The organism is Gloeothece verrucosa PCC 7822 (assembly GCF_000147335.1).
Lineage (GTDB): Bacteria > Cyanobacteriota > Cyanobacteriia > Cyanobacteriales > Microcystaceae > Gloeothece > Gloeothece verrucosa.
This window is the reverse complement of the sequence record NC_014501.1, coordinates 5140193-5163362: the sequence shown is the minus strand read 5'-3', so window position 1 is coordinate 5163362 and position 23170 is coordinate 5140193. Positions and strand designations below refer to the sequence as shown.

The following is a 23170-nucleotide window of genomic DNA, read 5'->3' as shown; positions in this document are numbered from 1 at the left end:
TATGGTTAAAGAAAAGTTGACAGATCATACAATTGTGATTGCTGAGAGTGCGATCGCGCCAGGTAAACGACGGCGCTTAGACATTCCTGTCAGTCGTTTACCCACTCAAACCTCAATTTCGTTACCCGTGATCGTGCTGAATGGACAAAAACCCGGTCCGCGACTGTGGTTAAGTGCAGCCATTCATGGAGACGAAATTAATGGAGTAGAAATCATCCGTCAAGTCTTAGAAAAAATACAACCGAAACAGTTACAGGGAACCTTATTAGCGGTTCCTGTGGTGAATGTATTTGGCTTTATCGAACAATCTCGCTATTTACCGGATCGCCGCGATTTAAATCGTTCTTTTCCGGGGGCTAATAATGGTTCGTTAGCCTCGAGGTTAGCTTATTTATTTATGAAAGAAATTGTTAACAATAGCACTCACGGAATTGATTTACATACGGCGGCTTCACCTCGGATTAATTTACCGCAAATAAGAGCTAATTTAGAAGACGAACACACTCAACTTTTTGCTAAAGCATTTGGCGCACCTTTGATGATTCATGCCACTACTCGGGATGGTTCGCTGCGACAAGCCGCCAGTCAAAAAGGAATTCCTATTTTACTGTATGAAGCCGGCGAGGCTTTGCGATTTGATGGAGAAGCCATTCGCATTGGCGTAGAAGGAATTATGCGGGTCATGGAATATTTAGGGATGTATTCTTTTTTTTTAAGCGCTACAGATATCTCTTTAGAAGTTGAAGAAACGAAATGGGTTAGGGCATCTCGCGGAGGAATTTTGCATTTAAATATTCAATTAGGACAGCGAGTACAGAAAAAACAATTGTTAGGGTTTATTACTGATGCCTTCGGGGATACAGAACTTAAAGTTTATTCGCCCATTAATGGGATGGTGATTAGTTATACTCAAAATCCTTTAGTTCATCAAGGGGATGGTATTGTTCATTTAGCTGTTATTTAATAAAGAAAAGGGAATCAAAGCTAAAACACATCTAAATTTTAGAGTCTCAAAAAGCCATCCCCGTTACGGCTTAATACTGTGGAATTGGAATCTTGCTGAGAAATAATTGGTTAGTCTGAGGATCACGATCATACATATGTATAACAGGAGCAATCCGACCATCAACTATAACTTTGTCATCCTGAATTTCCCAAGCCTCCTTATGATCTGCACACAAGGTGAGGACGGAACCACTCTTCAAATTATGTCTCACGACTTGGTTACTTGGAAAATCATGGTTAATCACCTTATTGAATACTGCTTGATCAATAATGTTACGAGGATGGAATTGAGTCTCTAGCGTCATTAATTCAATGAGTTGTGTCATAAGAGCATTTTCTCCTAATATGGTTCCTGCACAGAGAGCAGCTTTTCCAGCCACTTCTTCAAGACCTTTTTTTCCATAGACCATACTAAACCATTGACTATCTAGATTTTTTTGTCCATAATAACGGCTTGCTTGTTCAAAAACATGAAGCTTAGTAGAGTCTAAATTATGGAAGGGAGAAGCTTGAAAGATAACGTCACGTACATCTGAAGTCATCACCATTCGATAACTGGAGTTCACCTTAAGAAATGTATGGTAAGCAAACCATCGACCTACAATTGGATGTATCCAATGGGCAAGAGTATGCCTATAATCGTTCTCTAATGAGACACGATCAGCACCTGAACTTAGTCGCATCAAAACTTGCAGTCCCAAAATTTTTGCGTAATAGACGAGATTTAAGAGCTTTGAGCTAGTAACCCACTTCCACACATTTTCCACTGGTATCAGAGTAATATTATGTTCTACAGCTACCTTGGCAAACTCATTCCCTAACGCATTAATAAAAACAACAACATCAACTTTATCTGGATGACAATGTTGACGAATTGATACAACAAACCTATAGAAATCATCAAACTTAGAGTTTGTTGCATAACCCATTATTAAGTCTTTCATTCTAGGGCACTCCAAAATCAGTCGCTCTAAATACTAAACAGTTTAAGCTAATTATAGTAAAATTTTGCCAAAATAAACTAAAAATAGTGTAAAATGCGACTTAGCACTCTAGAAAAAGTTAATTGGGCTATTAACGAATAAGGTGGGTAATACCCACCCGCTCAAGTTAAGCCGCTTCAAGAGATTGGGGTTGTAAAGGGAAACCTAATGTTTCTCGTTGCTGTAAATACAACTGAGCCACTTCCCGCGCTAAATTGCGGATTCTGCCGATATAACGGGTTCTTTCAGCCACAGCAATGACTCCTCTAGCATCCAATAAATTGAAAGTGTGAGAACATTTGAGGACATAATCTAAACTGGGAATGACTAAACTTCTGTCAATAAGTTGTTTAGCTTCCTGTTCATACAAACTGAAAAGATTAAACAACAAATCCGGAGTAGAAGCTTCAAAATTATAGGTACATTGTTCTATCTCATTTTGCAGAAAAATTTCCCCATAACTCACCTGTTCATTCCATTGAATTTTCGTGATAGCATCTACATTTTGTAAATACATCGCCAAACGTTCTAACCCGTAAGTAATTTCAATGGAGACGGGACGACAGTCAATGCCGCCGCACTGCTGAAAATAGGTAAACTGAGTGACTTCCATCCCATCTAACCACACTTCCCAACCCACGCCCCAAGCGCCAAGGGTAGGAGACTCCCAGTTATCCTCTACAAAGCGAATATCATGGTCTTCAGGGTGAACGCCCAACGCTCTGAGAGAGTCTAAATAGATATCTTGGATATTATCAGGGGAAGGTTTAATCAACACTTGGTATTGATAATAGTGCTGAAAGCGGTTAGGGTTTTCACCATAACGTCCATCGGTAGGGCGGCGACAGGGTTCTGTATAGGCCACAGACCAAGGTTCAGGGCCGATCGCTCTTAAAAAGGTATGAGGACTCATGGTTCCAGCGCCTTTCTCTGTATCGTAGGGTTGCGCGATCAGACACCCTTTAGCGCTCCAAAACTCATGTAACTTAGCAATGATTGACTGAAATGTGATAGTCACCTTTTCCTCGCGTTGTTGCTGACTGGGGTGCGGAATTCGTTCCGCACTTCTTCTGTTTATTGTCGCTTAAAATATGATTAAATAATCATGACTTTTTGAAAAATGGAAAATTTGAAGTTATACGAGACGAATTTTTGACTCTGGTCAGAACAACAGGCCGAGTTATTACGTTCTGGACGCTTTGACCAATTAGACGTAGAAAACCTGATCGAGGAGGTCGTTAATTTTGGTAAAAGTGAGCTTAGAACTTGTTGTTCTTATGCGGAATTGATTATCCTTAACAAGCTAAGAATGTTGTTAAAGATTTAGCCTTAACAGATATACGTTATCTACCTGATTGGTCAACAATAGTAACTAAATTCTTGGGTAGTTGTTAGGTTTAGTAGCTAGTTATATATTTTTATACTTTAATTCTGAAAATATATCTCTGCTTGTGCTAATGAAATGACGGCACGACAACTCAATAAAAAATCCATCCCTAATAAACCATTAACCTGTAAGCCGGCAGGAATATCAAAAGCAACAACTTCAAAATTTTCTATCAATTGTCCTGCACAATTAAACCAAGAAACAGGAACTACTGGTAAAGGCGGTGTCCTACCCTGACCAGTAATAATAGATCGTCGGCGGGAAGGTTGACTAAGGTTATAGCCTAGCTGCTGTAAAACCTGAACAGGTAAAATAGTAAAGCTTGAACCTGTGTCAACTAATAATGTAACTCGTCCTGAAAAACCTTTTCTTGTTCCTCCAATAACAGCTTTAACCTTAAATAAATTAACCCCATAGGGCAATAAAGAATAACGTTTTTGTTGACTCATATCAGCACTACAACGTCATCTGCGGTAGAACCGGTGTACTCAATAGCAAATGATTTACCTTTGCTTGCTCCCAGTTGATTATACAACTCATCCCGGTCTAGTGAATGAGCAACCACTTCCCCCCGAATAACCTCTAAATCTTGATCTAGTTCAGGGTCAGCAATTAATACCCATTGATCCGGATAATAACGGATAATTTCTTCTAAAGTTAAAATTTGAGCCGCATTAGGCTTAACCTGATCAGTTTCCATAAATTAATTGTCCTTGAGCCGCATAGTTCTACTGCTCATTGTACCTACAATAATTAATAAGCTTATTTAATCCCTAATAACCATGACTGAGACTACCCAACTCAAACAACTGCAAGCAGAATGGATCACCGCCGAAAGCTTTAAACCCTATGGCCAATTAATCACTCCTTCAGAAGACGGAAAACACTATGATCAAACTGATGCCCAATTAAACCTAGAAAAAGGAACACCACGCTTTTATATCATGCGCTTAAGCAAACGAGGGCGCAAATTCAACAGAATTACCCGTCATAATCAATGTACCCAATGTTTAGGCTCTCTAGAAGGCAAAGATTGGTTTATTGCTGTCGCGCCGCCCTCAGACAGTCCACAACCGGACTTAGAACAATTGAGGGCCTTTCATATCCCGGGCAACTGTTTTATTAAACTAGAAGTAGGAACATGGCACGCCGGGCCCTATTTTGATCATGAAGTGGTAGATTTTTATAACCTCGAACTGAGTGATACCAACATCATCGATCACTTTACCCATAACTTTCGCGCCTCGGATAATCTAGACTTTGAAATTGTAGTTGCTTAGAGATCCCAGTTCATTCCGATACTATATTCCTTTATATCTCCCAAATGATAGTTGTAGTTTGACCCTACTAGCTTATAATCCTAACAATGCAAGTTTTAAGACGGAACGCTAACTCAAGATGCGTATTTTATTTGTATCTGCTGAAGCTGCACCCCTAGCTAAAGTAGGGGGAATGGGAGATGTGGTCGGTGCTTTACCAAAAGTTTTACGGAAACTCGGGCATGATGTACGGATTTTTATGCCCTATTATGGTTTCCTGGGTGATAAGGTGGATATTCCCTCTGAACCCGTTTGGTGGGGCGAGGCCATGTTTCAAAAGTTTGCCGTCTATGAAACGACACTCCCGAATAGCGATGTTCCTGTATATCTATTTGGACATCCTGCTTTTGATCCGAGGAAGATTTACGGGGGAGATGATGAATACTGGCGTTTCACTTTCTTTTCGAACGGAGCCGCCGAATTTTGCTGGAATTATTGGAAACCCGAAGTAATCCATTGTCATGATTGGCATACGGGCATGATTCCGGTTTGGATGCACCAATCTCCAGATATTAGCACCGTTTTTACTATTCATAACCTCGCTTATCAGGGGCCTTGGCGTACTTTGTTAGAGAGTATTACTTGGTGTCCTTGGTATATGCAGGGGGATAACGTTATGTCTGCCGCCTTACTCCATGCTAATCGAGTGACTACGGTATCTCCGACTTATGCTCAACAAATTCAAACGGCAGCCTATGGAGAAAAATTAGAAGGGTTATTATCTTATATTAGCGGTAATACAGTTGGTATTATTAATGGGATTGATAGTGAAAGTTATAATCCGGCGACGGATAAATATTTACAGCAAAATTTCACTCCCGATACTCTAGAAAAACGAACGGCTAATAAAATTGCGGTACAAGAAGAGGTAGGATTACAAGTCAATAAAAAGGTTTTTTTGATCGGGATGGTAACACGCCTTGTCGAACAAAAAGGGATTGACTTAGTTTTACAAATGTTGGATCGCTTTTTATCTTATACCGATTGCCAATTTATTGTTTTAGGGGTGGGAGAACGATATTATGAAAGCCAACTTTGGCAATTATCCTCTCGTTTTCCGGGACGAATGGCAGTACAAATTTTATATAATGATGCTGTTGCCCGTCGGATTTATGCCGGGACAGATGCCTTTTTAATGCCTTCTAAATTTGAACCTTGCGGCATTGCTCAAATGTTAGCGATGCGTTATGGTTGTGTGCCTTTGGTGCGACGGACAGGGGGTTTAGTTGATACTGTATCTTTCCATGATCCGGTTAGTCAAAGCGGAACCGGTTTTATGTTTGATCGCTATGAACCTTTAGATCTTTATACCTGTCTGGTCAGAGCTTGGGAAAGTTTCCGCTATAAAGATGATTGGACAAAACTGCAACAACGAGGAATGCACCAGGATTTTAGTTGGTATAATTCTGCGGTTGAATATCTCAAGGTTTACAAACAAATCACCGCTCAACCCGATGAATTGACTCATGAAGAAAAGGATAAGTTAGAGGAATTAAGAGAGGCGGCTAAATATAGCGGCTAATAGTAGGGTGGGCATTGCCCACCAAAAACCTCACCTGTAAAATTTCTCTTATTATTGCTACTTTTTCTGATTGAGAAGGGCATAAAATACCGCTAAAACCAGGGGAAACATTAGCAAGAAAAACCCGTCAGAACCCGCCACTTGTGAAGGCACAGGGGTAATAGGATTAGGAGTGGCGGCTGAGGCAACAGAGACAGTGTTAGACTGTTGATTGGTTTGATTTGGGTTTGTTTGGGTAGTGTTCATAGGAGTGTTACTAAGATTAACTGCTGGCACAATAGAGGTGTTGTTAGATTGTTGCTTGGTTTGAGCTTGACTATTCATCGTTTATTGTGTTTAGTAAGACTTTTTGTTGACTCTTTCATCGTAGAATTGACTTATGAATCCTCATAATTCAGATCTGGAGCAGTTTTTGACAAATTTAAAATTTTGTGGTAATGGCCAACCTAAAAAAGCTATTTTGGAAAAATAGGAATACAATTCAAGAAAAAATTAATCGTCTTGGAGGCGATGAAGCATTATCAAAACAAGCAACCAAGTTCGTTTTAAGTCGATACGAAAGTAAGATTCAACAAAAAGGACTAAGTATTAACTTTCTACAAAAAAAACTTATTAATGACCAAATTATTGATGAAAAATTTCTTTCAAGAGTTTTAAATTCCACCATTTATCAAGACTGCCTTAATCAAAAGAGAAATATTTCCTATGCAGAACTTCAAGAACTAATCGATAATCAATATATTGTAGGTAAAGGAATTTCTGCCGCAACTTGTAAAAGATTTAGACTAGGGGAAAACATAGATGGTAAAGCTTTTGATATCTTATGTAAAACTTTACAAGTAAACGCAGAAGACGTTTGTGATAAAAAGCAACCTGTTAGGGAAATTTTAAAGAAAGAAGAAGAATTAAATATAGAATTATGTAAATTTAATTATCGCTCACAAAAAAAGTCTTTTAGAGAAAGAAAAGATACCTATCATTCTTTATATTTACGTAAATTACCAGACAAGAATTATTCCTGCCATTGGTTACTAAAATCTTTAATAATCAACAAAAGCTAAAAAAACTTAAATCATCTCAGATTAAATTTACAATAAAAAAAACATCAACTATACCAGAAATTTCTGAAGTATTACAAACAATACTAGAAAAACAAAGCATCATTTTTTTAGTTCAATCTTTAGATGAGATTGGAGTTCCCACTGGAGAGGCAGTAATCAAGCAATTTTGGAATCTTATAACAAAAGATTTCCCAACCACAAAGCACCATTTATTTCTTTGTTTTTTTAGTATTAATGAGATTCAATATAATTCTATAGGATATAATTTGAGGTTTGAAGTTGGGGAATGTTTTAACGATGAAGACTTAAGGAGATGGTTAAACCTACTTGAAAACAATAATGATGAATTATTTAGAAAAATTATAAAGGATAAAGAGCCGGCAAAAGTTATTGAGCTTTGGCAACAATGTAAAGGTCATAACGATCAGTTACTAGAAGCAATTCACTCATACTGCGGTTGTCAAATTGAGGAAACTTTATGGCAGAAAATCTAAAATATACAGGGACTAAAAAACATTCAGTAGAAGAAAGATACCCTAAAGAAGGTGAAATTATCTATCCTTATTTTCCCGATGATGACCTCATTAAAGCCGTTAATTATGCTATGTTCTTAAAACGTCCTCTTTTACTAGAAGGTGAACCCGGTGGCGGCAAAACTCAATTAGCTCGTGCAGTTGCTTATGAATTAAAATTAGATTATAAAGCCTACTCGGTTAAATCTACAAGCAAAGCCATTGATTTACTCTATACTTTTGATACTATTGGGCGGCTTAGAGATGCTCAATTAGCCGCCACAGGACAAATTTCTGAAATCACCCCAGAAACTATTAAACAGATTGAAACCTATCGCAAGTACGGCGTATTAGGAGAAGCGTTTACCTGTGGCAAGCCAATGGTTATCCTAATTGATGAAATTGACAAAGCAGACGTAGATTTTCCCAATGATTTATTAGATGTCTTAGATGATACCAAAAAGTTTTATATCCCTGAAACAAAAGAAGAAGTATCTGTAAGTGAAGGCTCAAACCCAATTATTTTTATTACCAGTAATTCCCAGAAAAAATTATCAGATGCTTTTTTGCGGCGCTGTCTTTATTATTCAGTAAAATGTCCCTCATCAGACCGATTGAAAGAAATTGTTATTGCTCGTTTTCCCCAATATAAAAAAGTTCTCAAGCCCAACTTATTAGAAAAAGCCGTCAATAAATTTCTAGAATTAAGAGAGAAAATGGAAGCAGATATTGATGAGAGAACATCTACCAAAGTCATTAGTACCAGTGAATGGATTGATTGGGTTCATTTAATGTGCCATAATCCTAAAGAATTTGAATCAATATTGGATAATGATAAAATTCCTTGTGCAGAAGCCTTACTAAAAAGCCTCGAAGAACGGGCTAAATTTTTTATTATTAATAAATATTTAATATTGAAGCCTGCGTAGGCAGGCTTAGTCCGTAGAGCAAGTCCCTTCAGGGTCAGGGAATTTATAAACATGAAACAGCCCTGCCTTAATAAGGGGGGCTTTAAAGGCAATGAAAGAATTATCAATTATTCAAAAGACTTATGATTTAATTAAATATTATGTTCCTAATTAACCTAAATGTTCAATTATCAATTAGCTGACCCGTGACATATTTATGTAAGATGCTAGAGATTAGTGTTTGATAGGGTATGCCTTCCTCTATGGCTTTAGCTTGAAGCGCTTCCAAATCGAGGGAAGACAACCTCAAAGTTATGTTCTTATCTTTAGCAAGGGTAGCTTTTGCATAAGACTGTAACTGAGTTATTCTCTCTGACGTTTTCACAGAATTCCACTCATCATTTTCATAGGAGTCAAAAATTTCTTGTTCTTCTTGATTAAGCTTAGTCATCGCTCTTTTGGCCTCCTAGATACTTTTGAGTTGCTTTTCTTGACGGAATAATAGTTTGTAAAAATATAGCACTACGCCTTTATGGCGCGGACATCATAAGAGATTCCTCGTTACCTCGGAATGACAATCTAAACTTTTAAAAGTGTCCTAATATATTTTGATATTGCTATAGTTCTGAGGACGAATCGATATAGGGTACTAAAAAAGCATAGTTGCTAATTCTCACAACCATCATTCGTTGATTAGGATATTTACCAAGATTAGGATGTACGAGATCGTCAAGGACATCTCCTCGTTCTATTGCCGCCAGTACCATTTCAAACGTTACTCCCCGCTCTCGTTGAAGCTGCCTATTTTTTTCTTGGCTCCATCGGATTGTTTTTATCCCTTTATTATCTGACATTGTACATACAATATCAATTTTCCGCCTGACTCTTTCCTCTGATTTTTAACGAACTCGCTACAATAGATCCACAAACCTTTATTTCTAAGAAAAGCCTATAGATACTATCTACGGAAACCCACAGGGTTTAAAAGCCAGTCAAATTAAGCAGCTACAAAGGCTGTATCATCAACGCTTACCTGGCGATCGCTTAACGACGGGTGAATTTGCCCAACGCTTAGCTGCCATCAGTACCGACATAAATCAACCGGTTTGCGCCTATATTAACCGTCGCGGACAGGTGATCCGAGTTGGGGTAGGAACCCCCAGACAAACCCAAATACCGCCGCTAGAACTTCCTCGTTATGGGGCAGAACGTTTAAGCGGCATTCGCTGTATTGCCACCAAATTAGAACCGGTTCCCCCGAAAGAATCTAGTTTAACCGCAATGGTGCGGCAAAGATTAGATGCTTTAGTGGTCTTAACCCTCAGTGGAATGGGTATGGTTAGACGGGGAGGCGGCGCGACTGGGTATGTCAAAGAAGCATACATCGCCCATCTCTTACCGCAAAGCGAAACCCACAACGATGATCAACCCTATTGGACCGTTTCAGAACCCTTAAGTTTAGATGACCTCAGTCAACAGGACTTTTTAGAATTAGTCGAGGGACTCGAGGCAGAATTTGAACGGGAATTTATCGCCCAACAGGTTGATATTGATCATGACCGGGTGTTAATAGTTGGGTTGATGACCGAAGACAAAAGTGATCAACAATTTGAAGATGGGTTACTAGAAATTGCGCGGCTGGTGGATACTGCTGGCGGCGAAGTGTTACAGACAACCCGTCAAAAACGTCCTCGTCCTCATCCTCAAACGGTAATAGGTTCAGGAAAAGTTGAAGAAATTGCCCTACAGGTTCAAACATTAGGGGCGAATTTGGTGGTATTTGACCGAGATCTCTCGCCGGCGCAAGTGCGGAATTTAGAAAATCAATTTGGGGTGCGAGTAGTGGATCGCACTGAAGTTATCTTAGATATATTCGCTCAACGCGCTCAATCACAAGCAGGTAAATTACAGGTAGAATTGGCTCAATTAGAATATACCTTACCTCGCTTAACCGGAAGAGGTCAGGCCATGTCTCGGTTAGGGGGAGGTATCGGAACCCGAGGCCCTGGGGAAACCAAGTTAGAAACCGAACGCCGGGCCATCGGGCGGCGTATTGCGCGGCTACAACAGCAAGTGAATGAATTACAGGCCCACCGTTCCCGCTTACGCAAGCAGCGACAAAAGCAAGATGTGCCCTCAGTGGCGATTGTCGGCTATACTAATGCGGGTAAGTCTACTCTGCTGAATGCGCTTACCAGTGCAGAGGTTTACACCGCCGATCAACTTTTTGCGACTCTAGACCCCACGACGCGGCGTTTAGCGATTTTAGACCCAGATACGGGTACAACAGAAACAATTTTATTAACCGATACGGTGGGATTTATTCATGAGTTACCGCCGTCTCTGGTGGATGCTTTTCGCGCTACTCTCGAAGAGGTGACAGAAGCGGATGCTTTATTACATATGGTAGATATCTCTCATGCGGCTTGGGAAAGTCAGATTCAATCGGTAAGCACGATTTTATCAGAAATGTCTATGACTCCGGGTCCTGCGCTGATCGCCTTTAATAAGATCGATCAGGTGGAAATAGAAGTGTTAGACCTCGCTAAGGAGAAATATCCTCAAGCGGTGTTTATTTCTGCTGGTCAAGGGTTTGGGTTGGAAACGTTAAAGCAAAAGTTAGCGAGTTTAGTGAAAGTTACAATATAGGATTTAATGATGCTAATTTATGCCGCCTTCTATCTATCACATAACCCATCTTAATAATTTAGCCTCTATTCTCCGTGCAGGGGGATTAATTGCTAATAGTAGGCTCAGACAACAACAAATTAATTATACTGACATTGCCCACGAACAAATTCAAGATAGAAGAGCTAGAAAGCGTCTCCCATGTGGAGCCGGTGGAACATTACATGATTATGTTCCCTTCTATTTTGCTCCTCGTTCTCCTATGCTTTATGCAATTCATACAGGTAATGTTAGAGGATACCAAGATGGGCAAGACTCAATTATTCATTTAGTTACTGATATTGAAGCCCCTTTTTTTGAAGAGGAAAATGCTTTTGTCTTTACCGATGGTCATGCTATTATGGATTATTCGGATTTTTATGATGACCTTAATGCTTTAGATTTCGTCATTGATTGGGAACTGATGAAATCTAAATACTGGTTTGATACAGAAGATTATCCAGACCGTAAATGGCGCAGACAAGCAGAATTTTTGGTTTATGAGCGTTGCCCTTGGGATCTAATCACAGAAATAGGTGTAATTAACTCCACGATACAGCTACGGGTTCAAAACATCCTAAAAAATTTTAGTGACTTGACTCCTGTTAGGGTTTATCCTAATTGGTACTATTAATCGAATTAGTCTTATAATATAGTATATATGTACTTAAACCAGTCAAATGATTGAATTCAAGCAAGGCAACTTACTAGAAGCGGATACAGAAGCTCTCGTTAACACCGTTAATACAGTTGGTGTTATGGGTAAAGGAATTGCCTTGCAATTTAAACAGGCATATCCTGAAAACTTCCGCGCTTACAAAAAAGCCTGTGATGCTCAACAAGTCAAACCGGGGCAGATGTTTATTTTTGTTGCTAATAGCTTATTTAACCCTAAATATATTATTAATTTTCCCACAAAAACCCACTGGCGAGGAAAATCTAAACTAGAAGACATTGAAACTGGATTAAAAGCTTTAATAGAAGAAGTCAAACAACTTGAGATCAAATCTATCGCCGTTCCTCCTCTTGGTTGTGGTAATGGTGGGTTAGATTGGGCTGAGGTTAAACCGATGATTGTCGGTGCTTTTGCCCAACTACCAGAGGTAAAAGTCATTATTTTTGAACCAATAGGCACTCCTGTATCTGATAAAATGCAAGTCAATACTGCTAAACCTGAGATGACTCGCGCTCGTGCTTTATTGATTCGATTGTTAGAACTCTACAACATTCCTGGTTATAGCCTGACTAAATTAGAAATTCAAAAACTTGCCTATTTTCTCCAAGAAGCCGGAGAACCTTTAAAACTGCGGTACGTTAAAGATCAATTTGGACCTTATGCCGATAACCTAAACCATGTTTTGCAACGTTTAGATGGGCATTATATTAGGGGTTATGGAGATAGAAGTCAAAAGTCTCAAATGTATGTTTTACCTGAAGGAAGTGAAGCAGCACACCAGTTTTTAGAACAAGATCCCGATGCTAATATCCGGCTCGAAAGAGTTAGTAATCTTATATTTGGCTTTGAAACTCCCTACGGAATGGAGATGTTAGCAACAGTTCACTGGGTAGCAATCCAAGAAGATACTCAAGCCGCCATAGATCCAGAATGCGCTATTTGTAGAGTACAGCAGTGGAGTGAACGCAAACGTAACATCTTTAAACCGAATCATCTTCGTAAAGCTTGGGAACGCCTACACCAACAAAACTGGTTAAGTAATAGCAACGACTAAACTAGGATTTGATGATGCTCACATCGGCATAGAAGAATGACCCCCCAAAAGCGCAGGACTAAGCATACCAAAAATCATGGCAATATGAGCCACAATTAAAAATATAGCCACAAAAGTTGCATGAAGTTGTAACTTCGATTCTTCTTTTTTTAAGTTGGGAATTAATCCTAACTCAAGTAAACTAATCCCGAATAAAGGAACAACCCCTAACAAATAAAAACCTACAGCAATCACATCAATAATTGTGCGCCATTCTCCCGCTAACGTAATGGGAATAACTGCCTTAAATAGCAAATAGAAAAAAACAATTAAAAAATAAAACCCCACCGTAATACCCGCAATTTTATTGATAGCCCTAACACGACCTTTAAGGTCGCGAGTAAATAAAATATACAATTCAGAAACAGCAATTGTTTCCGCCAAAATCACCGGAATAGCCATAAAAATTAGAAGATTCCAAGGCTGATTATCTGCCAACAACTGCATATAATGAGTCATTTCCATCATCAATCACTCCTGATAAGTAATAAACTTTTGCGTCTATGCGCTAAACAAAAAATAATACTTTTAAAAGCCGCCTAATATAATCTCTGAAAAACTGAGGCTCTATATTCTTAGAATAAATTTTAAAAATGAAATTAGGATGAAATTTTCAAAAATCTCATACCCAAGAGCCACAGAATAGCTAAAAATTAACCTTTAAACAACAAATGTAAAGCACGTCGGACATATTGTGACCAAGATTCAGTAGTAGGCGGAAAAATAAGAGCATAAAGCATAATCCCACTCATAACATCAAACACCAACCCCGAATCTACATCAGCCTGAATTTCATTTCTTGCCTTAGCTCGCTCAATGACAACCGCAAAAGCTTGTCGCCTCGGTTGTAAATATTTCGTCCAATAAATCTCGGCAAACTGAGAATTACTAGAAGCACTGCTGATAATCATCGCAACCGTTTGCCGCCCTAAAGGACTCAGACTAATTTGTGCCGCATTTTCAATAAGCTCATCAATATCGCTCCAAAAACTTCCCGTATCCGGAATGACCACATCTTGTCTAATGCTTTCAATTGCGTCAGCGACTAATTCCTCTTTGCTGCTGTAGCGTCGATAAATCGTGGTTTTGCCTACTCCAGCACGAGCCGCAATAGCTTCGATACTGATAGCTTCAAAGCCGACTTCTCCTAACAATTCCAAGGTAGCTCCTAACATCGCTTGATGAGATTGAACGCTGCGAGGTCTTCCTGGTGTTTTCTTTGTGGTATCACTCATGAGGGTTATAATAAATACGAAACATTAGCGTATCGAAACACAGAGAACAATGGGTCAACGTTTTCGGCCTTGTTATACCCACAAACATAGCACCCAAACTCTTCAGCAAGGATTAGAAGAGTATTATCAGGTAAATTCTCATATCACTGACGTTAGAGAATTGCCAAAAGAATTTGCTCATATTTTAATGGCACACGATGTCTCTCATGTTGTTCTCGGTTGTGAGACGACCATGTATGACGAACTTAAACTATTGCCCTTAACTTTTTGGACCAGCGATTTTAAGTTTAGGGATTATATACGCACCAATCAAGACCCGAAAATCAAGCCAGCAATAGATATTATGTATAATGACTTAATCAAACAATACGGGTTATTAGGGCTATATAGCTCAATTTTGTTGGTATTACCGCCACTGCTACCAGAATTGTTAACCATCTGGTTTAAAAACCGTGTTAGAAGAAAATATTACCCTTTTCTAGATTACGAATCTTTCCTTAACCGCTCTCTTTTAGAAATACGTCAAGAGTACGATTTATTGCCATTGATCAAAATTTAATACAAAGGTGCTGGTTCTTGTTTCACCCGTTCAGAAATTTGCCGCACACGCCCTACTACTTGGATTAAATAGTCATAATTAGGAGGAGCCGCATTAGGAATATAACCGGACGAAGAAGCGATGGCCGAAGACACATCAGCTAAAGCCGCGCGAATTTGTTCTTGTTGTTGAGGAGTTAGGTTAGGCGAGATTAAAACCGCGCCGCTAGGCACTTCGTGAGAGTCAGTAAAGAGAACGCGAAAGCGAGTATTAGCAAAACTGGGGCGATAGCGGTTAAACTCAGCTAAAGACATCGCTCCGGCGTTCACTTCACCATTGCTGATCAACTCTAAAACTCGTTTCGGGGTAGAAGCAAAGCTAATTTTAGCTAAAGTGAGTCCATATAAGTTAAAAATAGGTAAATAATAGCCAGTCGCAGAACCCATTTGTCCTAAAGCAAGAGTCTTTCCCGCTAAATCGGCTAATTTTTTCATCGGACTCTCTTCAAGCACAATAATCACTGAGCGAGTTTCTAGAGTTCCTTCTAGAGGAAAAACCGGGGTATATTTAGACTCGGAAATAGCGATCGCAGCTAACCCAGGAGGGGCAAACACAATATCCCAGGTTTTTCGCTCAATTTGAACAATAGCTTGCACTTCATTGTAAGTGGGTTCCAATTCAATCAAGCTTTTAAGCTCTTGTCCCAAATAATCCTTAAATTCAGCATATTGCTCTACAGATCGCACACTTTCTCCATAACTGACTACTCCCACGCTCAGTTGACCTGGCGGGGAACTGACTTGCTTACATCCTCCTAAAATTAAAATAATTGCCACTACAAAGAAGCGTCTTGTTAACATATTAAAAGAAAGCTTAAGCGTCTAAGATTTTGCATCAATTTATCTTAAGCTAAATTGGTGGGCAGAGGTTAAGAAATGCTAAGAAACTTAAAGTTAGGTGCCAAACTCAATTTACTGTTATTATCAATTTTTATTATCATTGTTTTTTTGAGTGGGCTGTTGATCTCAAAAATTTTAGAGAAAAATGCCGAACAAGTCATCACAGACAAAGCATTCCTACTCATTGAAACGATGGGATCGGTACGCAATTATACCAGCAATGAAGTCAATCCCGAATTAGCTCCTCGATTAGAAACAGAAGCACAGTTTTTGCCGCAAACAGTTCCCGGTTATTCAGCGCGACAAGTTTTTGAAGATTTAAGAAATCGTCCCGAATATCGAGATTTTTTCTATAAAGAGGCCACTCTAAATCCTACCAATCTGAGAGATAAAGCTGATGAGTTTGAAGGAAACATTGTCGAAGAATTTCGCCAGAATGCCAGCCTAAAAGAAAAAGTCGGTTTTCGCTCTCTTCCTGGAGGAGATATTTTTTATATTGCCCGTCCTATATCTGTGTCTAAAGAAAGCTGTTTAAGGTGTCACAGCACTCCTGAAGCCGCTCCGAAAAGTCAACTTGCTACTTATGGAGATCAAAATGGTTTTGGTTGGAAAATGAACGAAATTGTCGGAGCCAAAATGGTTTCTGTGCCGGCTACTAACGTCTTTGAGCGAGCTAGACAGTTACAGATTGTCGTGATTGGGGTTCTGAGTGTATTTTTATTAATAGCTATTTTGTTAATTAATCTTTTCCTCAGACTGACCATTACTAATCCTTTAACAAAAATGGCTCAGTTAGCTAAAAAAGTCAGTACAGGCGATATGTCAGTGGAATTTAAACACAATTCCCAGGACGAAATTGGAATTTTAGCCGCTTCTCTCAATCGCATGAAAGTTAGCTTACAAATTGCCATGAATATGATTGAATCTGAGTCAGAAAATTAACTTAGTTCTTAGTCATTAGTCATTAGTCATTATTGCCTGTTGGCGGTTCCTTAATTAATGGTTAGAATATTCTTGCACCGAAGGTTGAATTTGAGCAGGAGCGGGCGAATAAGGATTAGCCGGAACCGAATTTCCTTGGGGGATAGTCTGATTAAATTGTCCAGAAACGTTAGAGGTTTGAGATTGAGTTGGATAATTATTATAAGGTACTTTAAAAGAATTAGCTTGAGGGGGTGTTGACTGTAGTTGCTGTTGGGGTTGAGTGGAGTAATTATAATTATTATAAGGAGCTTGATAAGGCGCTTGAAAAGAATTATTTTGAGGGGTCGTTGGCTGTAGTTGCTGTTGGGGTTGAGGTTGAGTGGAGTAATTATAATTATTATAAGGAGCTTGATAAGGTTGAGAAGAAGGTTGGACAGGTTGCGCTAAAGAATTATTTTGAGGTAAGACTCTAGATGAATTAAAAGATGTCGTGTTAGATGTAGCATTAGAAGAATAAGCACTATTATTGCTATTTGATTGAGGTAAGCCTGCCGATGAATTAGCCGAATTCAAATTAGAATTATTTAAAGGTGGATTGCTTTGTGATTGCTGATTGAGGGCTTGTTGTAAATGATTTTCTATGACCATAGGAGAAGGCTTAACTGGTACAATGGGCGAATCTCCTAGAGAAATCCCATTAGACTTGGCTTCAGGGATCATGGGGTCAAATAAGGAAGATTTTTGAGGAGAATTTTTATTAGCCGCACTAGATTCACCTGTGGCTTGACGATTAGTGCTATTTTTGTTGGGTAACAAATAATAAGGAAGATCTGTATTACGAGTGAGCGTTTTTGGGTCGCTAGATTCTAGGTTTTTTTCGTCGAGTTGCTCAACCGAGGAAGGAGTCTGAGATTGAGGAGGGGTAGTAAAATCGATTTGACTTTCGGCCCAACTATCTTCTAATGTAGGAGGTTGTTCCTCAAAGCGGCTTAACCATTCAGGATTACTGTTATATTGCCAAACCCCAAAACAGAGCAATCCTACTACAGCTAACGGACCCCAAAAAATTAACTTACCAAAAGGTTGCAGTCCTGCTAGAAAATAGCGATAAGAGGAAGAATTTGTTTTAGAAAATTTCATGACAGTAGAGTTGAACAACTTTTAAATCTATACTAGCTCAATGAACTCGAAATCACCAAATAGCGATCCGACACAGATGACCCAGGTTAAGTTAGCCACAAAAATAGAAGCTATTTTATATCTAAAAGGACAACCTTTATCTTTAGCCGAATTAGCCGATTATGCTCACTGTGAGCGTGAACAAGTCGAAGAAGCGCTCATTGAACTGATGTCAGACTACGCCCATCGCGATAGTGCTTTAGAGGTAGTAGAAACCCCAACCGGTTATAGTCTACAGTTACGGTCGCTATTCGATAATTTAATGTCGGATCTAATCCCCGCAGAATTGGGAACAGGTGCATTACGCACTTTAGCCGCTATCGCCCTCAAAAATCCTATTCTCCAGACGGATCTGATCAATTTACGGGGAAGCAGCGCCTATCAACAAGTCCAGGAGTTGGTAGAATTGGGATTTGTGCGTAAACGCCGTCAAAATGACGGTCGATCTTATTGGTTAGAAGTTACTGACAAATTTCATCAATACTTTGAAATAGAGCAATTATCCCAATTGAGAGAATAATTTTCCCGAGTTGACCCTCTTTAGGAAGGTAGCGATTATACTAAAGAATATGTAACAGTAGAAAGTGAGACGATCTCGCTTTTGGAGTTCTAATGGTATTTAACTTTGACTTTTTGGCTTCTGACCCAGAAGAACAAGACAACAACAGTTTGATGGAGTACCTTCAGCAGCAAAATCCAGAAATCTTGGCGCGAGTGGCTCAGTCAGCAAGTCCAGAAATTAAGGAAATTATTACTCAAAACGTGCAAGGACTGGTAGGAATGCTTCCGACGGGAGATTTTAGCGTTCAAATCACCACTGATCGGGAAAATTTAGCTAATCTTCTGGCATCAGCCATGATGACAGGCTATTTTTTAGGCCAGATGGAACAACGTCGAAATTTAGATGTAACTATCTCGAAAACTGATTCACCGTAGGCAATAAGGTAGCTTGGTATGCTTCCATCTTTCAAGAGGAAGCCCAAGACGCTTAGGTTAACAAGCGTTATTTTATGGTGAAAATTGGTAAATTATTGCACAATAATTTGAATTTAGGGCACAAATAACCGGTAATGGGGAATTAGTTGCTCTTGTTGGCCCATTACCTGATTATTAGTTTGTCAATAATTAGCCGCCTTTGGCAAAAGAAGCCATAACAAGAACAGATAATAAAATTCCCGGAAATAATAAGGCCACTAATAAACCAAACTCATTCATAGGTATTCCCATAGTTGTAAGCTCCTAATAATTTTCCTGTCCTTTTAAACTAAACTCAAATATTGGGAAGTAGAGCGAATTTCATCTTATTTTAATGAAGGCCCCACCCTAAGTAACTAGCCAAAGATGCGGGTGGCGATGGCAGAATTTTTACTCATTCATATTGCGATAAGTTGCCACAGCAGAGGGAGAAATTCGGTTAAGATAACGGAAAATCCAATATTTCAAAACCGTATCTAAAATAACCGGAAAAGTAGCAATAAACAAAAAATTAAAATCGCGATTTTCCGGCAGTCCAAAATGACGAGCGACTCCTTCTAATATGACTTCCCATCCATGAGGAGAATGAAAACCAACAAACATATCAGTAAAGAGAATAATTAAAAAAGCTTTAGCTGAATCACTTAAGCTATACAAAATACTGTCCATGAAAGATTTAACAATTTCAATTTCTTTGCGGCTGCTAACAAGAACTCCGACAAAAGCCAGAAAAGAAAAAAGATCAGCAAAGATATTCGCAATGGCATCAATACCTTGATAACGGTAAGCTTCAGATATTTCTTTAGCTTGATTTTTTACCTGTTCTTCAATTTCTTCTTCGGTCAATTTGGGAATTAAACCGATCATACTTTTAAAATGTAAGGACTCTTCAAAAGTTTTTAATTCTGCGAAAGCTTCTTCTTCTAAATCCTTGTTAATAAAAACCACTTGTTCATGATTCCCAAAATAATTGTGGACAATGGGAGTCAGCAGAAAAGTTTTAGTGATTTGATGAGTGAGAAGAGGAACAATAATCAACAGAAGAATAAATTTAATAGAAATAGCGGTTTGATAACGAGAACTACGGAAGCGTTTAAGCACTGCTTCTTCGCTTTCTTCGGACTTGGGATCAATCTCTTGCTTAATGCGGTTAAGAGTATTAAGAAACGACCGAGGCAAAGCACCTGTTTTATCCACTGCTGAATCAAGTTTTCGGTTAGGGTTATCCACCTTGATATTGGTTAATGGAGTCGAAGATTTTTGAATTTGAGGGGATTTTCCATTAGCCGCTATTAAAGCTTGTTCAGATGACCATTGCTCTGAACTTAAATTAGCATTTTTAGAAGCATTTAACCTAATAAAATCATTGTCTTTATATTTGGACGTTACCTCATCAATAAACTGTAGTTTTTGCAATAATAAAGAGGCGTGAGCTTGTTCTAACTCTAGCTGCTGATCTCGGTTAGCCGGGCTAGAATCGCTCATTTCTGATAAAGTCATAAAGAGACGACTCGCTTTAAATACACTGAGTCTGACTCGAATGGTTTGGAGATACCCTTGAACTTCGTTGAGAAAATAGGACATCACGCTGTCACCGTATTGAGCGGAGTCAACAGAGACTTTTTTCCCCTGAAAATGTTTATTTTCAATTTCTCTAATTTTAAATGCGGCTCGATAAGCTTGATCTAAGGCTCTTTCTGGCGTTTTTGAGAGCCATTGATTTGCACCCCTTACAATCCGACTAAGTTTCATAGAACCCGTAACGTCCAACGAACAAAAATAATGATAGTCTTGTACCCTTAACAGACTGCCAATCTGAATCTAATTGTATGTGGTATCTTAGCAGATTAGCAAAAGGAGTTGACTGTAAACCGTGTTCTTATTATCAATTTGGATCACAGGACCTACTCGCAGTGGTAAAACCACTCGTCTAGTTAACCATTTCCGTGCTTGGGTAAAAGAAAAGCTGTTTGTGAGTATCAGCCATGATCAAACCCCAAAGCCGCCTCAACCATCAGCCTCTTCAGTGTTAATTTTGGCCGCTAATGATGATAACTCTCGAAATTTATCGGAGCAACTCTCTGTGGCGGTATCTGGGAGTTTTCCAGTTAATAGTAAAACACCTTTAGGGTTTATTCGAGATGAAGTCATCTTATTTTGGCCCTTATTATTTGAGATGCTCAACCTAAAAGCCCAGTTTCCCATCTGGTTACGTCCAGAAACCGAACTCGAGTTAGCGACTCGTCTATGGCGGCCTTACTTAGAACAAAGTTATCTTAAAGGTGCTGCTGTCAGTGAGTCTCGTTTTGTGGAAAAAACTCTAGATTTATTACACTTAGCCGGCGCGGCAACTATTGCGGCAGAACAGATTCCTGCTATTTTAGAACAAGGGTTAGAAGAATCTGTCATTAGACATCAATGGCCGGGGGTTATTCGTCCCGAACAGTTGAGCGATCTTTACTCTCGTTCCTCTAATGGCGAAGACAATGAAGCCAAGCGGCTAGGAAAGTTAATTTTAGAGTGGGTACAGTGGACATTAGAACGGGGTCTGATCAGTTATGGCACGGTTTATGAGTTGTATTGGCGTTATTTGTTGCCTAACCCTAAATATCAATATCATTTAACCCGGCGTTATCAAGCTATTTTTGCTGATGATGTGGATGATTATCCGGCCATTACTAGAGAATTATTTCAATTTTTATTGAATAAGGGCGCGTTTGGGGTCTTTACCTATAACCCGGATGGACAAGTAAGACTCGGGTTAGGTGCTGATCCCAACTACTTAGCCGGGTTAGCTTCTGGCTGTGAAATCGAGGAGTTATCTTCTTTGGGGGAATTGGCCGACTTATCGGCAACTTTAGTACAGATGGTCACAGAAACCTTTTATATAACCAGTTTTCCCCATGCTATACAGTCAATTCAAACCACCTCTAGGGCGCAAATGCTACGAAAGACAGCAGAGGTGATTATTGATCTCGTTAAAGGGGGGAAAGCTAAACCCTCTGAGATTGCGATTATTGCACCTGGATTAGATGAAATTGGCCGTTATGTTCTTAAAGAAATTCTAACGGCTGGCGGTGTTCCCGTTGAACTGCTCAATGAACAACGTCCTTTAATTGCTTCTCCTTTGATACGTGCTTTGTTAACCTTATTAGGGTTAGTGTATCAGGGTTTAGGGCGGCTGGTGTTGCGAGATGATATAGCGGAGATGTTGGTGATCCTTTCTCGTAAACCCCAAGAAGGAGAAACCCCGACAGACAGAAAATTAATGCCGCATATTGATCCAGTCAGAGCCGGGTTAATTGCCGATTTTTGTTATCATATTGACCCAGAAAAACCGTATTTGTTAACAGTAGAAACTTTTCCCCGTTGGGATCGTTTGGGACTAAAAGCGACTTCGGCTTATAATATGATTCGAGAGTGGATAGAAAACACCAAAATTCTCCTACAACAACAACGAACTCCTCCGATTTCAGTATTAGACCAAGCGATTAAAAAGTTTGTTGGTAATGGAAGTTATTTACCCTATAATCAATTGTCTGAGTTACGGGAATTGATGGAAACTGCCCAACATTTTTGGGAAATAGAGCGGCGAGTCAGACAGTATGAACCGGTGGCGGAATTTCCTTCTAATGCCATTGCTCAGTTTATTCAATTATTGCGGCGAGGAACCATCACTGCTAACCCTAGTCCTCTGCGTTATTTTGGTAATAAACCCGAGGCGGTTAGTATTGCTAATATCTTTCAATATCGCTCTTTACGCAGTTTTCACCCTTGGCAATTTTGGCTAGATGCGGGTTCAAATTTGTGGGAAAAGGGAGGGGCGGCTACCCTATTTGCAGCGCCTTTATTTCTACAAGAATGGTCAGGGCGGCAGATTTCTTCTGAAGATGATTTAGACATCAATCAGGCGCGTTTAGTGCGTATTTTGAAGGATTTATTAGGAAGAGTTGGAGAGGGGATTTTTTTATGTCATAGTGATTTGGGCGTAACCGGAACAGAACAGACCGGTCCTTTGTTGCCTTTGGTTCATAGTTCAAAACAGATTGTTCTTGATACCGAGCAAAACAAGTTAAGTGAAATTAACGCTTGACACATAGATAAAAATGCTTAGTATTTGGGGTTTTTCACCCTAAATTTAAAGGCTTATATCATAGCAAAAAAAATTAGAAAAATACAAAAAAAAAGATTAAGAAAATATTGAGAAATAAATTTTTAAGACTGGGTAAAAATAAGGTTTATCTGCATAATTCTAAAGAAAAGCCAAAGATCCGTCCAGATTGATAC

At 39.2% G+C, this 23170-nt stretch carries 26 protein-coding genes and 1 pseudogene; 15 read left to right on the top strand and 12 right to left on the bottom strand.

The window, feature by feature from the left end; genetic code table 11:
- The first annotated feature begins 1 nt into the window (after nt 1).
- Complete coding sequence (locus CYAN7822_RS23220; RefSeq protein WP_013324684.1) at nt 2-964, top strand: succinylglutamate desuccinylase/aspartoacylase family protein; 963 nt, start codon at nt 2-4, stop codon at nt 962-964.
- Between the two features lie 70 nt (nt 965-1034).
- Here CYAN7822_RS23220 and CYAN7822_RS23215 read toward each other — a convergent pair whose 3' ends face one another.
- Together CYAN7822_RS23215 and glyQ are read right to left on the bottom strand one after the other, a co-directional pair.
- Nucleotides 1035-1949, bottom strand: a complete 915-nt coding sequence (locus CYAN7822_RS23215) for a hypothetical protein (protein ID WP_013324683.1) — start codon at nt 1947-1949, stop codon at nt 1035-1037.
- 166 nt (nt 1950-2115) lie between these two features.
- Nucleotides 2116-3006, bottom strand: coding sequence for a glycine--tRNA ligase subunit alpha (glyQ, locus tag CYAN7822_RS23210; RefSeq protein ID WP_013324682.1), 891 nt, complete (start codon nt 3004-3006; stop codon nt 2116-2118).
- Between the two features lie 150 nt (nt 3007-3156).
- Here glyQ and CYAN7822_RS39585 point away from each other — a divergent pair.
- Nucleotides 3157-3315: pseudogene (locus CYAN7822_RS39585) on the top strand (DUF29 family protein); the annotation flags it as partial.
- Between the two features lie 98 nt (nt 3316-3413).
- On the opposite strand, the gene CYAN7822_RS23205 reads toward CYAN7822_RS39585, so the two are convergent.
- Together CYAN7822_RS23205 and CYAN7822_RS23200 are read right to left on the bottom strand one after the other, a co-directional pair.
- A complete protein-coding gene (locus CYAN7822_RS23205; protein WP_013324681.1) occupies nt 3414-3824 on the bottom strand; it encodes a retropepsin-like aspartic protease in 411 nt (136 codons plus the stop codon).
- Nucleotides 3821-4075: a hypothetical protein gene (locus tag CYAN7822_RS23200; RefSeq protein ID WP_013324680.1), complete on the bottom strand. Its 255-nt coding sequence runs from the start codon at nt 4073-4075 to the stop codon at nt 3821-3823. Before CYAN7822_RS23200 ends, CYAN7822_RS23205 begins: the two co-directional genes overlap by 4 nt.
- Nucleotides 4076-4157: 82 nt before the next feature.
- On the opposite strand from CYAN7822_RS23200, the gene CYAN7822_RS23195 reads away from it, so the two are divergent.
- Together CYAN7822_RS23195 and glgA are read left to right on the top strand one after the other, a co-directional pair.
- Nucleotides 4158-4655, top strand: a complete 498-nt coding sequence (locus CYAN7822_RS23195; protein ID WP_013324679.1) for an ureidoglycolate lyase — start codon at nt 4158-4160, stop codon at nt 4653-4655.
- 118 nt (nt 4656-4773) lie between these two features.
- Nucleotides 4774-6216, top strand: a complete 1443-nt coding sequence (gene glgA / locus CYAN7822_RS23190; RefSeq protein ID WP_013324678.1) for a glycogen synthase GlgA — start codon at nt 4774-4776, stop codon at nt 6214-6216.
- 57 nt (nt 6217-6273) lie between these two features.
- Here glgA and CYAN7822_RS23185 read toward each other — a convergent pair whose 3' ends face one another.
- Nucleotides 6274-6540, bottom strand: coding sequence for a hypothetical protein (locus CYAN7822_RS23185; RefSeq protein ID WP_013324677.1), 267 nt, complete (start codon nt 6538-6540; stop codon nt 6274-6276).
- Between the two features lie 113 nt (nt 6541-6653).
- On the opposite strand from CYAN7822_RS23185, the gene CYAN7822_RS23180 reads away from it, so the two are divergent.
- The 3 genes from CYAN7822_RS23180 to CYAN7822_RS23170 are packed head-to-tail and all read left to right on the top strand — an operon-like array spanning nt 6654 to nt 8718.
- Nucleotides 6654-7277, top strand: a complete 624-nt coding sequence (locus tag CYAN7822_RS23180) for a hypothetical protein (RefSeq protein ID WP_013324676.1) — start codon at nt 6654-6656, stop codon at nt 7275-7277.
- Entirely contained in the window at nt 7241-7771 is a 531-nt protein-coding gene (locus CYAN7822_RS23175; protein WP_013324675.1) for a hypothetical protein, read from the top strand. The genes CYAN7822_RS23180 and CYAN7822_RS23175 overlap by 37 nt, the downstream gene beginning before the upstream one ends.
- Nucleotides 7756-8718, top strand: coding sequence for an AAA family ATPase (locus CYAN7822_RS23170; RefSeq protein WP_013324674.1), 963 nt, complete (start codon nt 7756-7758; stop codon nt 8716-8718). The genes CYAN7822_RS23175 and CYAN7822_RS23170 overlap by 16 nt, the downstream gene beginning before the upstream one ends.
- A gap of 163 nt (nt 8719-8881) precedes the next feature.
- On the opposite strand, the gene CYAN7822_RS23165 is transcribed toward CYAN7822_RS23170, so the two are convergent.
- Nucleotides 8882-9148, bottom strand: a complete 267-nt coding sequence (locus CYAN7822_RS23165; RefSeq protein ID WP_013324673.1) for a CopG family antitoxin — start codon at nt 9146-9148, stop codon at nt 8882-8884.
- A 166-nt stretch (nt 9149-9314) separates the two neighbouring features.
- Nucleotides 9315-9551 (bottom strand): hypothetical protein, encoded by a 237-nt coding sequence (locus tag CYAN7822_RS23160; protein ID WP_013324672.1) that lies wholly within the window; start codon nt 9549-9551, stop codon nt 9315-9317.
- A gap of 97 nt (nt 9552-9648) precedes the next feature.
- Between CYAN7822_RS23160 and hflX the strand changes: the two genes are divergently transcribed.
- Genes hflX through darG form a run of 3 tightly spaced genes read left to right on the top strand, consistent with a single transcriptional unit; the run spans nt 9649 to nt 13094 of the window.
- Nucleotides 9649-11346: a GTPase HflX gene (gene hflX, locus CYAN7822_RS23155; protein ID WP_013324671.1), complete on the top strand. Its 1698-nt coding sequence runs from the start codon at nt 9649-9651 to the stop codon at nt 11344-11346.
- A 19-nt stretch (nt 11347-11365) separates the two neighbouring features.
- A complete protein-coding gene (gene darT / locus CYAN7822_RS23150) occupies nt 11366-11998 on the top strand; it encodes a type II toxin-antitoxin system toxin DNA ADP-ribosyl transferase DarT (protein ID WP_013324670.1) in 633 nt (210 codons plus the stop codon).
- Between the two features lie 46 nt (nt 11999-12044).
- A complete protein-coding gene (darG, locus tag CYAN7822_RS23145) occupies nt 12045-13094 on the top strand; it encodes a type II toxin-antitoxin system antitoxin DNA ADP-ribosyl glycohydrolase DarG (protein ID WP_013324669.1) in 1050 nt (349 codons plus the stop codon).
- Between the two features lie 18 nt (nt 13095-13112).
- Here the strand turns inward: darG and CYAN7822_RS23140 are convergent, their stop codons facing one another.
- Complete coding sequence (locus tag CYAN7822_RS23140) at nt 13113-13601, bottom strand: DUF6803 family protein (protein ID WP_013324668.1); 489 nt, start codon at nt 13599-13601, stop codon at nt 13113-13115.
- A 185-nt stretch (nt 13602-13786) separates the two neighbouring features.
- A complete protein-coding gene (locus tag CYAN7822_RS23135; protein WP_013324667.1) occupies nt 13787-14368 on the bottom strand; it encodes a TetR/AcrR family transcriptional regulator in 582 nt (193 codons plus the stop codon).
- A 49-nt stretch (nt 14369-14417) separates the two neighbouring features.
- Here CYAN7822_RS23135 and CYAN7822_RS23130 point away from each other — a divergent pair, with 49 nt between their 5' ends.
- Complete coding sequence (locus CYAN7822_RS23130; protein WP_013324666.1) at nt 14418-14927, top strand: hypothetical protein; 510 nt, start codon at nt 14418-14420, stop codon at nt 14925-14927.
- On the opposite strand, the gene CYAN7822_RS23125 is transcribed toward CYAN7822_RS23130, so the two are convergent.
- Nucleotides 14924-15766, bottom strand: a complete 843-nt coding sequence (locus CYAN7822_RS23125) for a phosphate/phosphite/phosphonate ABC transporter substrate-binding protein (protein WP_013324665.1) — start codon at nt 15764-15766, stop codon at nt 14924-14926. The two genes, CYAN7822_RS23130 and CYAN7822_RS23125, sit on opposite strands and share 4 nt — an antisense overlap.
- Before the next feature lie 75 nt (nt 15767-15841).
- Between CYAN7822_RS23125 and CYAN7822_RS23120 the strand changes: the two genes are divergently transcribed.
- A complete protein-coding gene (locus CYAN7822_RS23120) occupies nt 15842-16747 on the top strand; it encodes a c-type heme family protein (RefSeq protein WP_013324664.1) in 906 nt (301 codons plus the stop codon).
- 54 nt (nt 16748-16801) lie between these two features.
- Here the strand turns inward: CYAN7822_RS23120 and CYAN7822_RS23115 are convergent, their stop codons facing one another.
- A complete protein-coding gene (locus tag CYAN7822_RS23115; RefSeq protein ID WP_013324663.1) occupies nt 16802-17869 on the bottom strand; it encodes a hypothetical protein in 1068 nt (355 codons plus the stop codon).
- Nucleotides 17870-17945: 76 nt separating this feature from the next.
- Between CYAN7822_RS23115 and scpB the strand changes: the two genes are divergently transcribed.
- A complete protein-coding gene (gene scpB, locus CYAN7822_RS23110; RefSeq protein WP_013324662.1) occupies nt 17946-18428 on the top strand; it encodes an SMC-Scp complex subunit ScpB in 483 nt (160 codons plus the stop codon).
- Nucleotides 18429-18520: 92 nt separating this feature from the next.
- The gene (locus CYAN7822_RS23105) at nt 18521-18844 is read left to right on the top strand and encodes a DUF760 domain-containing protein (RefSeq protein WP_013324661.1); all 324 of its coding nucleotides are present in this window, start codon (nt 18521-18523) and stop codon (nt 18842-18844) included.
- A 429-nt stretch (nt 18845-19273) separates the two neighbouring features.
- On the opposite strand, the gene CYAN7822_RS23100 is transcribed toward CYAN7822_RS23105, so the two are convergent.
- A complete protein-coding gene (locus tag CYAN7822_RS23100) occupies nt 19274-20635 on the bottom strand; it encodes a proton extrusion protein PcxA (protein ID WP_013324659.1) in 1362 nt (453 codons plus the stop codon).
- A gap of 121 nt (nt 20636-20756) precedes the next feature.
- Between CYAN7822_RS23100 and CYAN7822_RS23095 the strand changes: the two genes are divergently transcribed.
- Nucleotides 20757-22976 (top strand): hypothetical protein, encoded by a 2220-nt coding sequence (locus CYAN7822_RS23095; RefSeq protein ID WP_013324658.1) that lies wholly within the window; start codon nt 20757-20759, stop codon nt 22974-22976.
- The last annotated feature ends 194 nt before the right edge of the window (nt 22977-23170 follow it).

What these genes read in the sequence shown, in the direction of transcription:
- CYAN7822_RS23185 (WP_013324677.1), bottom strand. Translation starts at nt 6,540, where the DNA reads ATGAATAGTCAAGCTCAAACCAAGCAACAATCTAACAACACCTCTATT.
- CYAN7822_RS23115 (WP_013324663.1), bottom strand. Translation starts at nt 17,869, where the DNA reads ATGAAATTTTCTAAAACAAATTCTTCCTCTTATCGCTATTTTCTAGCA.
- CYAN7822_RS23130 (WP_013324666.1), top strand. Translation starts at nt 14,418, where the DNA reads ATGGGTCAACGTTTTCGGCCTTGTTATACCCACAAACATAGCACCCAA.
- CYAN7822_RS23165 (WP_013324673.1), bottom strand. Translation starts at nt 9,148, where the DNA reads ATGACTAAGCTTAATCAAGAAGAACAAGAAATTTTTGACTCCTATGAA.
- CYAN7822_RS23200 (WP_013324680.1), bottom strand. Translation starts at nt 4,075, where the DNA reads ATGGAAACTGATCAGGTTAAGCCTAATGCGGCTCAAATTTTAACTTTA.
- CYAN7822_RS23215 (WP_013324683.1), bottom strand. Translation starts at nt 1,949, where the DNA reads ATGAAAGACTTAATAATGGGTTATGCAACAAACTCTAAGTTTGATGAT.
- CYAN7822_RS23205 (WP_013324681.1), bottom strand. Translation starts at nt 3,824, where the DNA reads ATGAGTCAACAAAAACGTTATTCTTTATTGCCCTATGGGGTTAATTTA.
- CYAN7822_RS23220 (WP_013324684.1), top strand. Translation starts at nt 2, where the DNA reads ATGGTTAAAGAAAAGTTGACAGATCATACAATTGTGATTGCTGAGAGT.
- glgA (WP_013324678.1), top strand. Translation starts at nt 4,774, where the DNA reads ATGCGTATTTTATTTGTATCTGCTGAAGCTGCACCCCTAGCTAAAGTA.
- scpB (WP_013324662.1), top strand. Translation starts at nt 17,946, where the DNA reads ATGACCCAGGTTAAGTTAGCCACAAAAATAGAAGCTATTTTATATCTA.
- CYAN7822_RS23180 (WP_013324676.1), top strand. Translation starts at nt 6,654, where the DNA reads ATGGCCAACCTAAAAAAGCTATTTTGGAAAAATAGGAATACAATTCAA.
- CYAN7822_RS23195 (WP_013324679.1), top strand. Translation starts at nt 4,158, where the DNA reads ATGACTGAGACTACCCAACTCAAACAACTGCAAGCAGAATGGATCACC.
- CYAN7822_RS23135 (WP_013324667.1), bottom strand. Translation starts at nt 14,368, where the DNA reads ATGAGTGATACCACAAAGAAAACACCAGGAAGACCTCGCAGCGTTCAA.
- CYAN7822_RS23140 (WP_013324668.1), bottom strand. Translation starts at nt 13,601, where the DNA reads ATGATGGAAATGACTCATTATATGCAGTTGTTGGCAGATAATCAGCCT.
- darT (WP_013324670.1), top strand. Translation starts at nt 11,366, where the DNA reads ATGCCGCCTTCTATCTATCACATAACCCATCTTAATAATTTAGCCTCT.
- CYAN7822_RS23170 (WP_013324674.1), top strand. Translation starts at nt 7,756, where the DNA reads ATGGCAGAAAATCTAAAATATACAGGGACTAAAAAACATTCAGTAGAA.
- darG (WP_013324669.1), top strand. Translation starts at nt 12,045, where the DNA reads ATGATTGAATTCAAGCAAGGCAACTTACTAGAAGCGGATACAGAAGCT.
- CYAN7822_RS23125 (WP_013324665.1), bottom strand. Translation starts at nt 15,766, where the DNA reads ATGTTAACAAGACGCTTCTTTGTAGTGGCAATTATTTTAATTTTAGGA.
- CYAN7822_RS23120 (WP_013324664.1), top strand. Translation starts at nt 15,842, where the DNA reads ATGCTAAGAAACTTAAAGTTAGGTGCCAAACTCAATTTACTGTTATTA.
- CYAN7822_RS23105 (WP_013324661.1), top strand. Translation starts at nt 18,521, where the DNA reads ATGGTATTTAACTTTGACTTTTTGGCTTCTGACCCAGAAGAACAAGAC.
- CYAN7822_RS23160 (WP_013324672.1), bottom strand. Translation starts at nt 9,551, where the DNA reads ATGTCAGATAATAAAGGGATAAAAACAATCCGATGGAGCCAAGAAAAA.
- CYAN7822_RS23100 (WP_013324659.1), bottom strand. Translation starts at nt 20,635, where the DNA reads ATGAAACTTAGTCGGATTGTAAGGGGTGCAAATCAATGGCTCTCAAAA.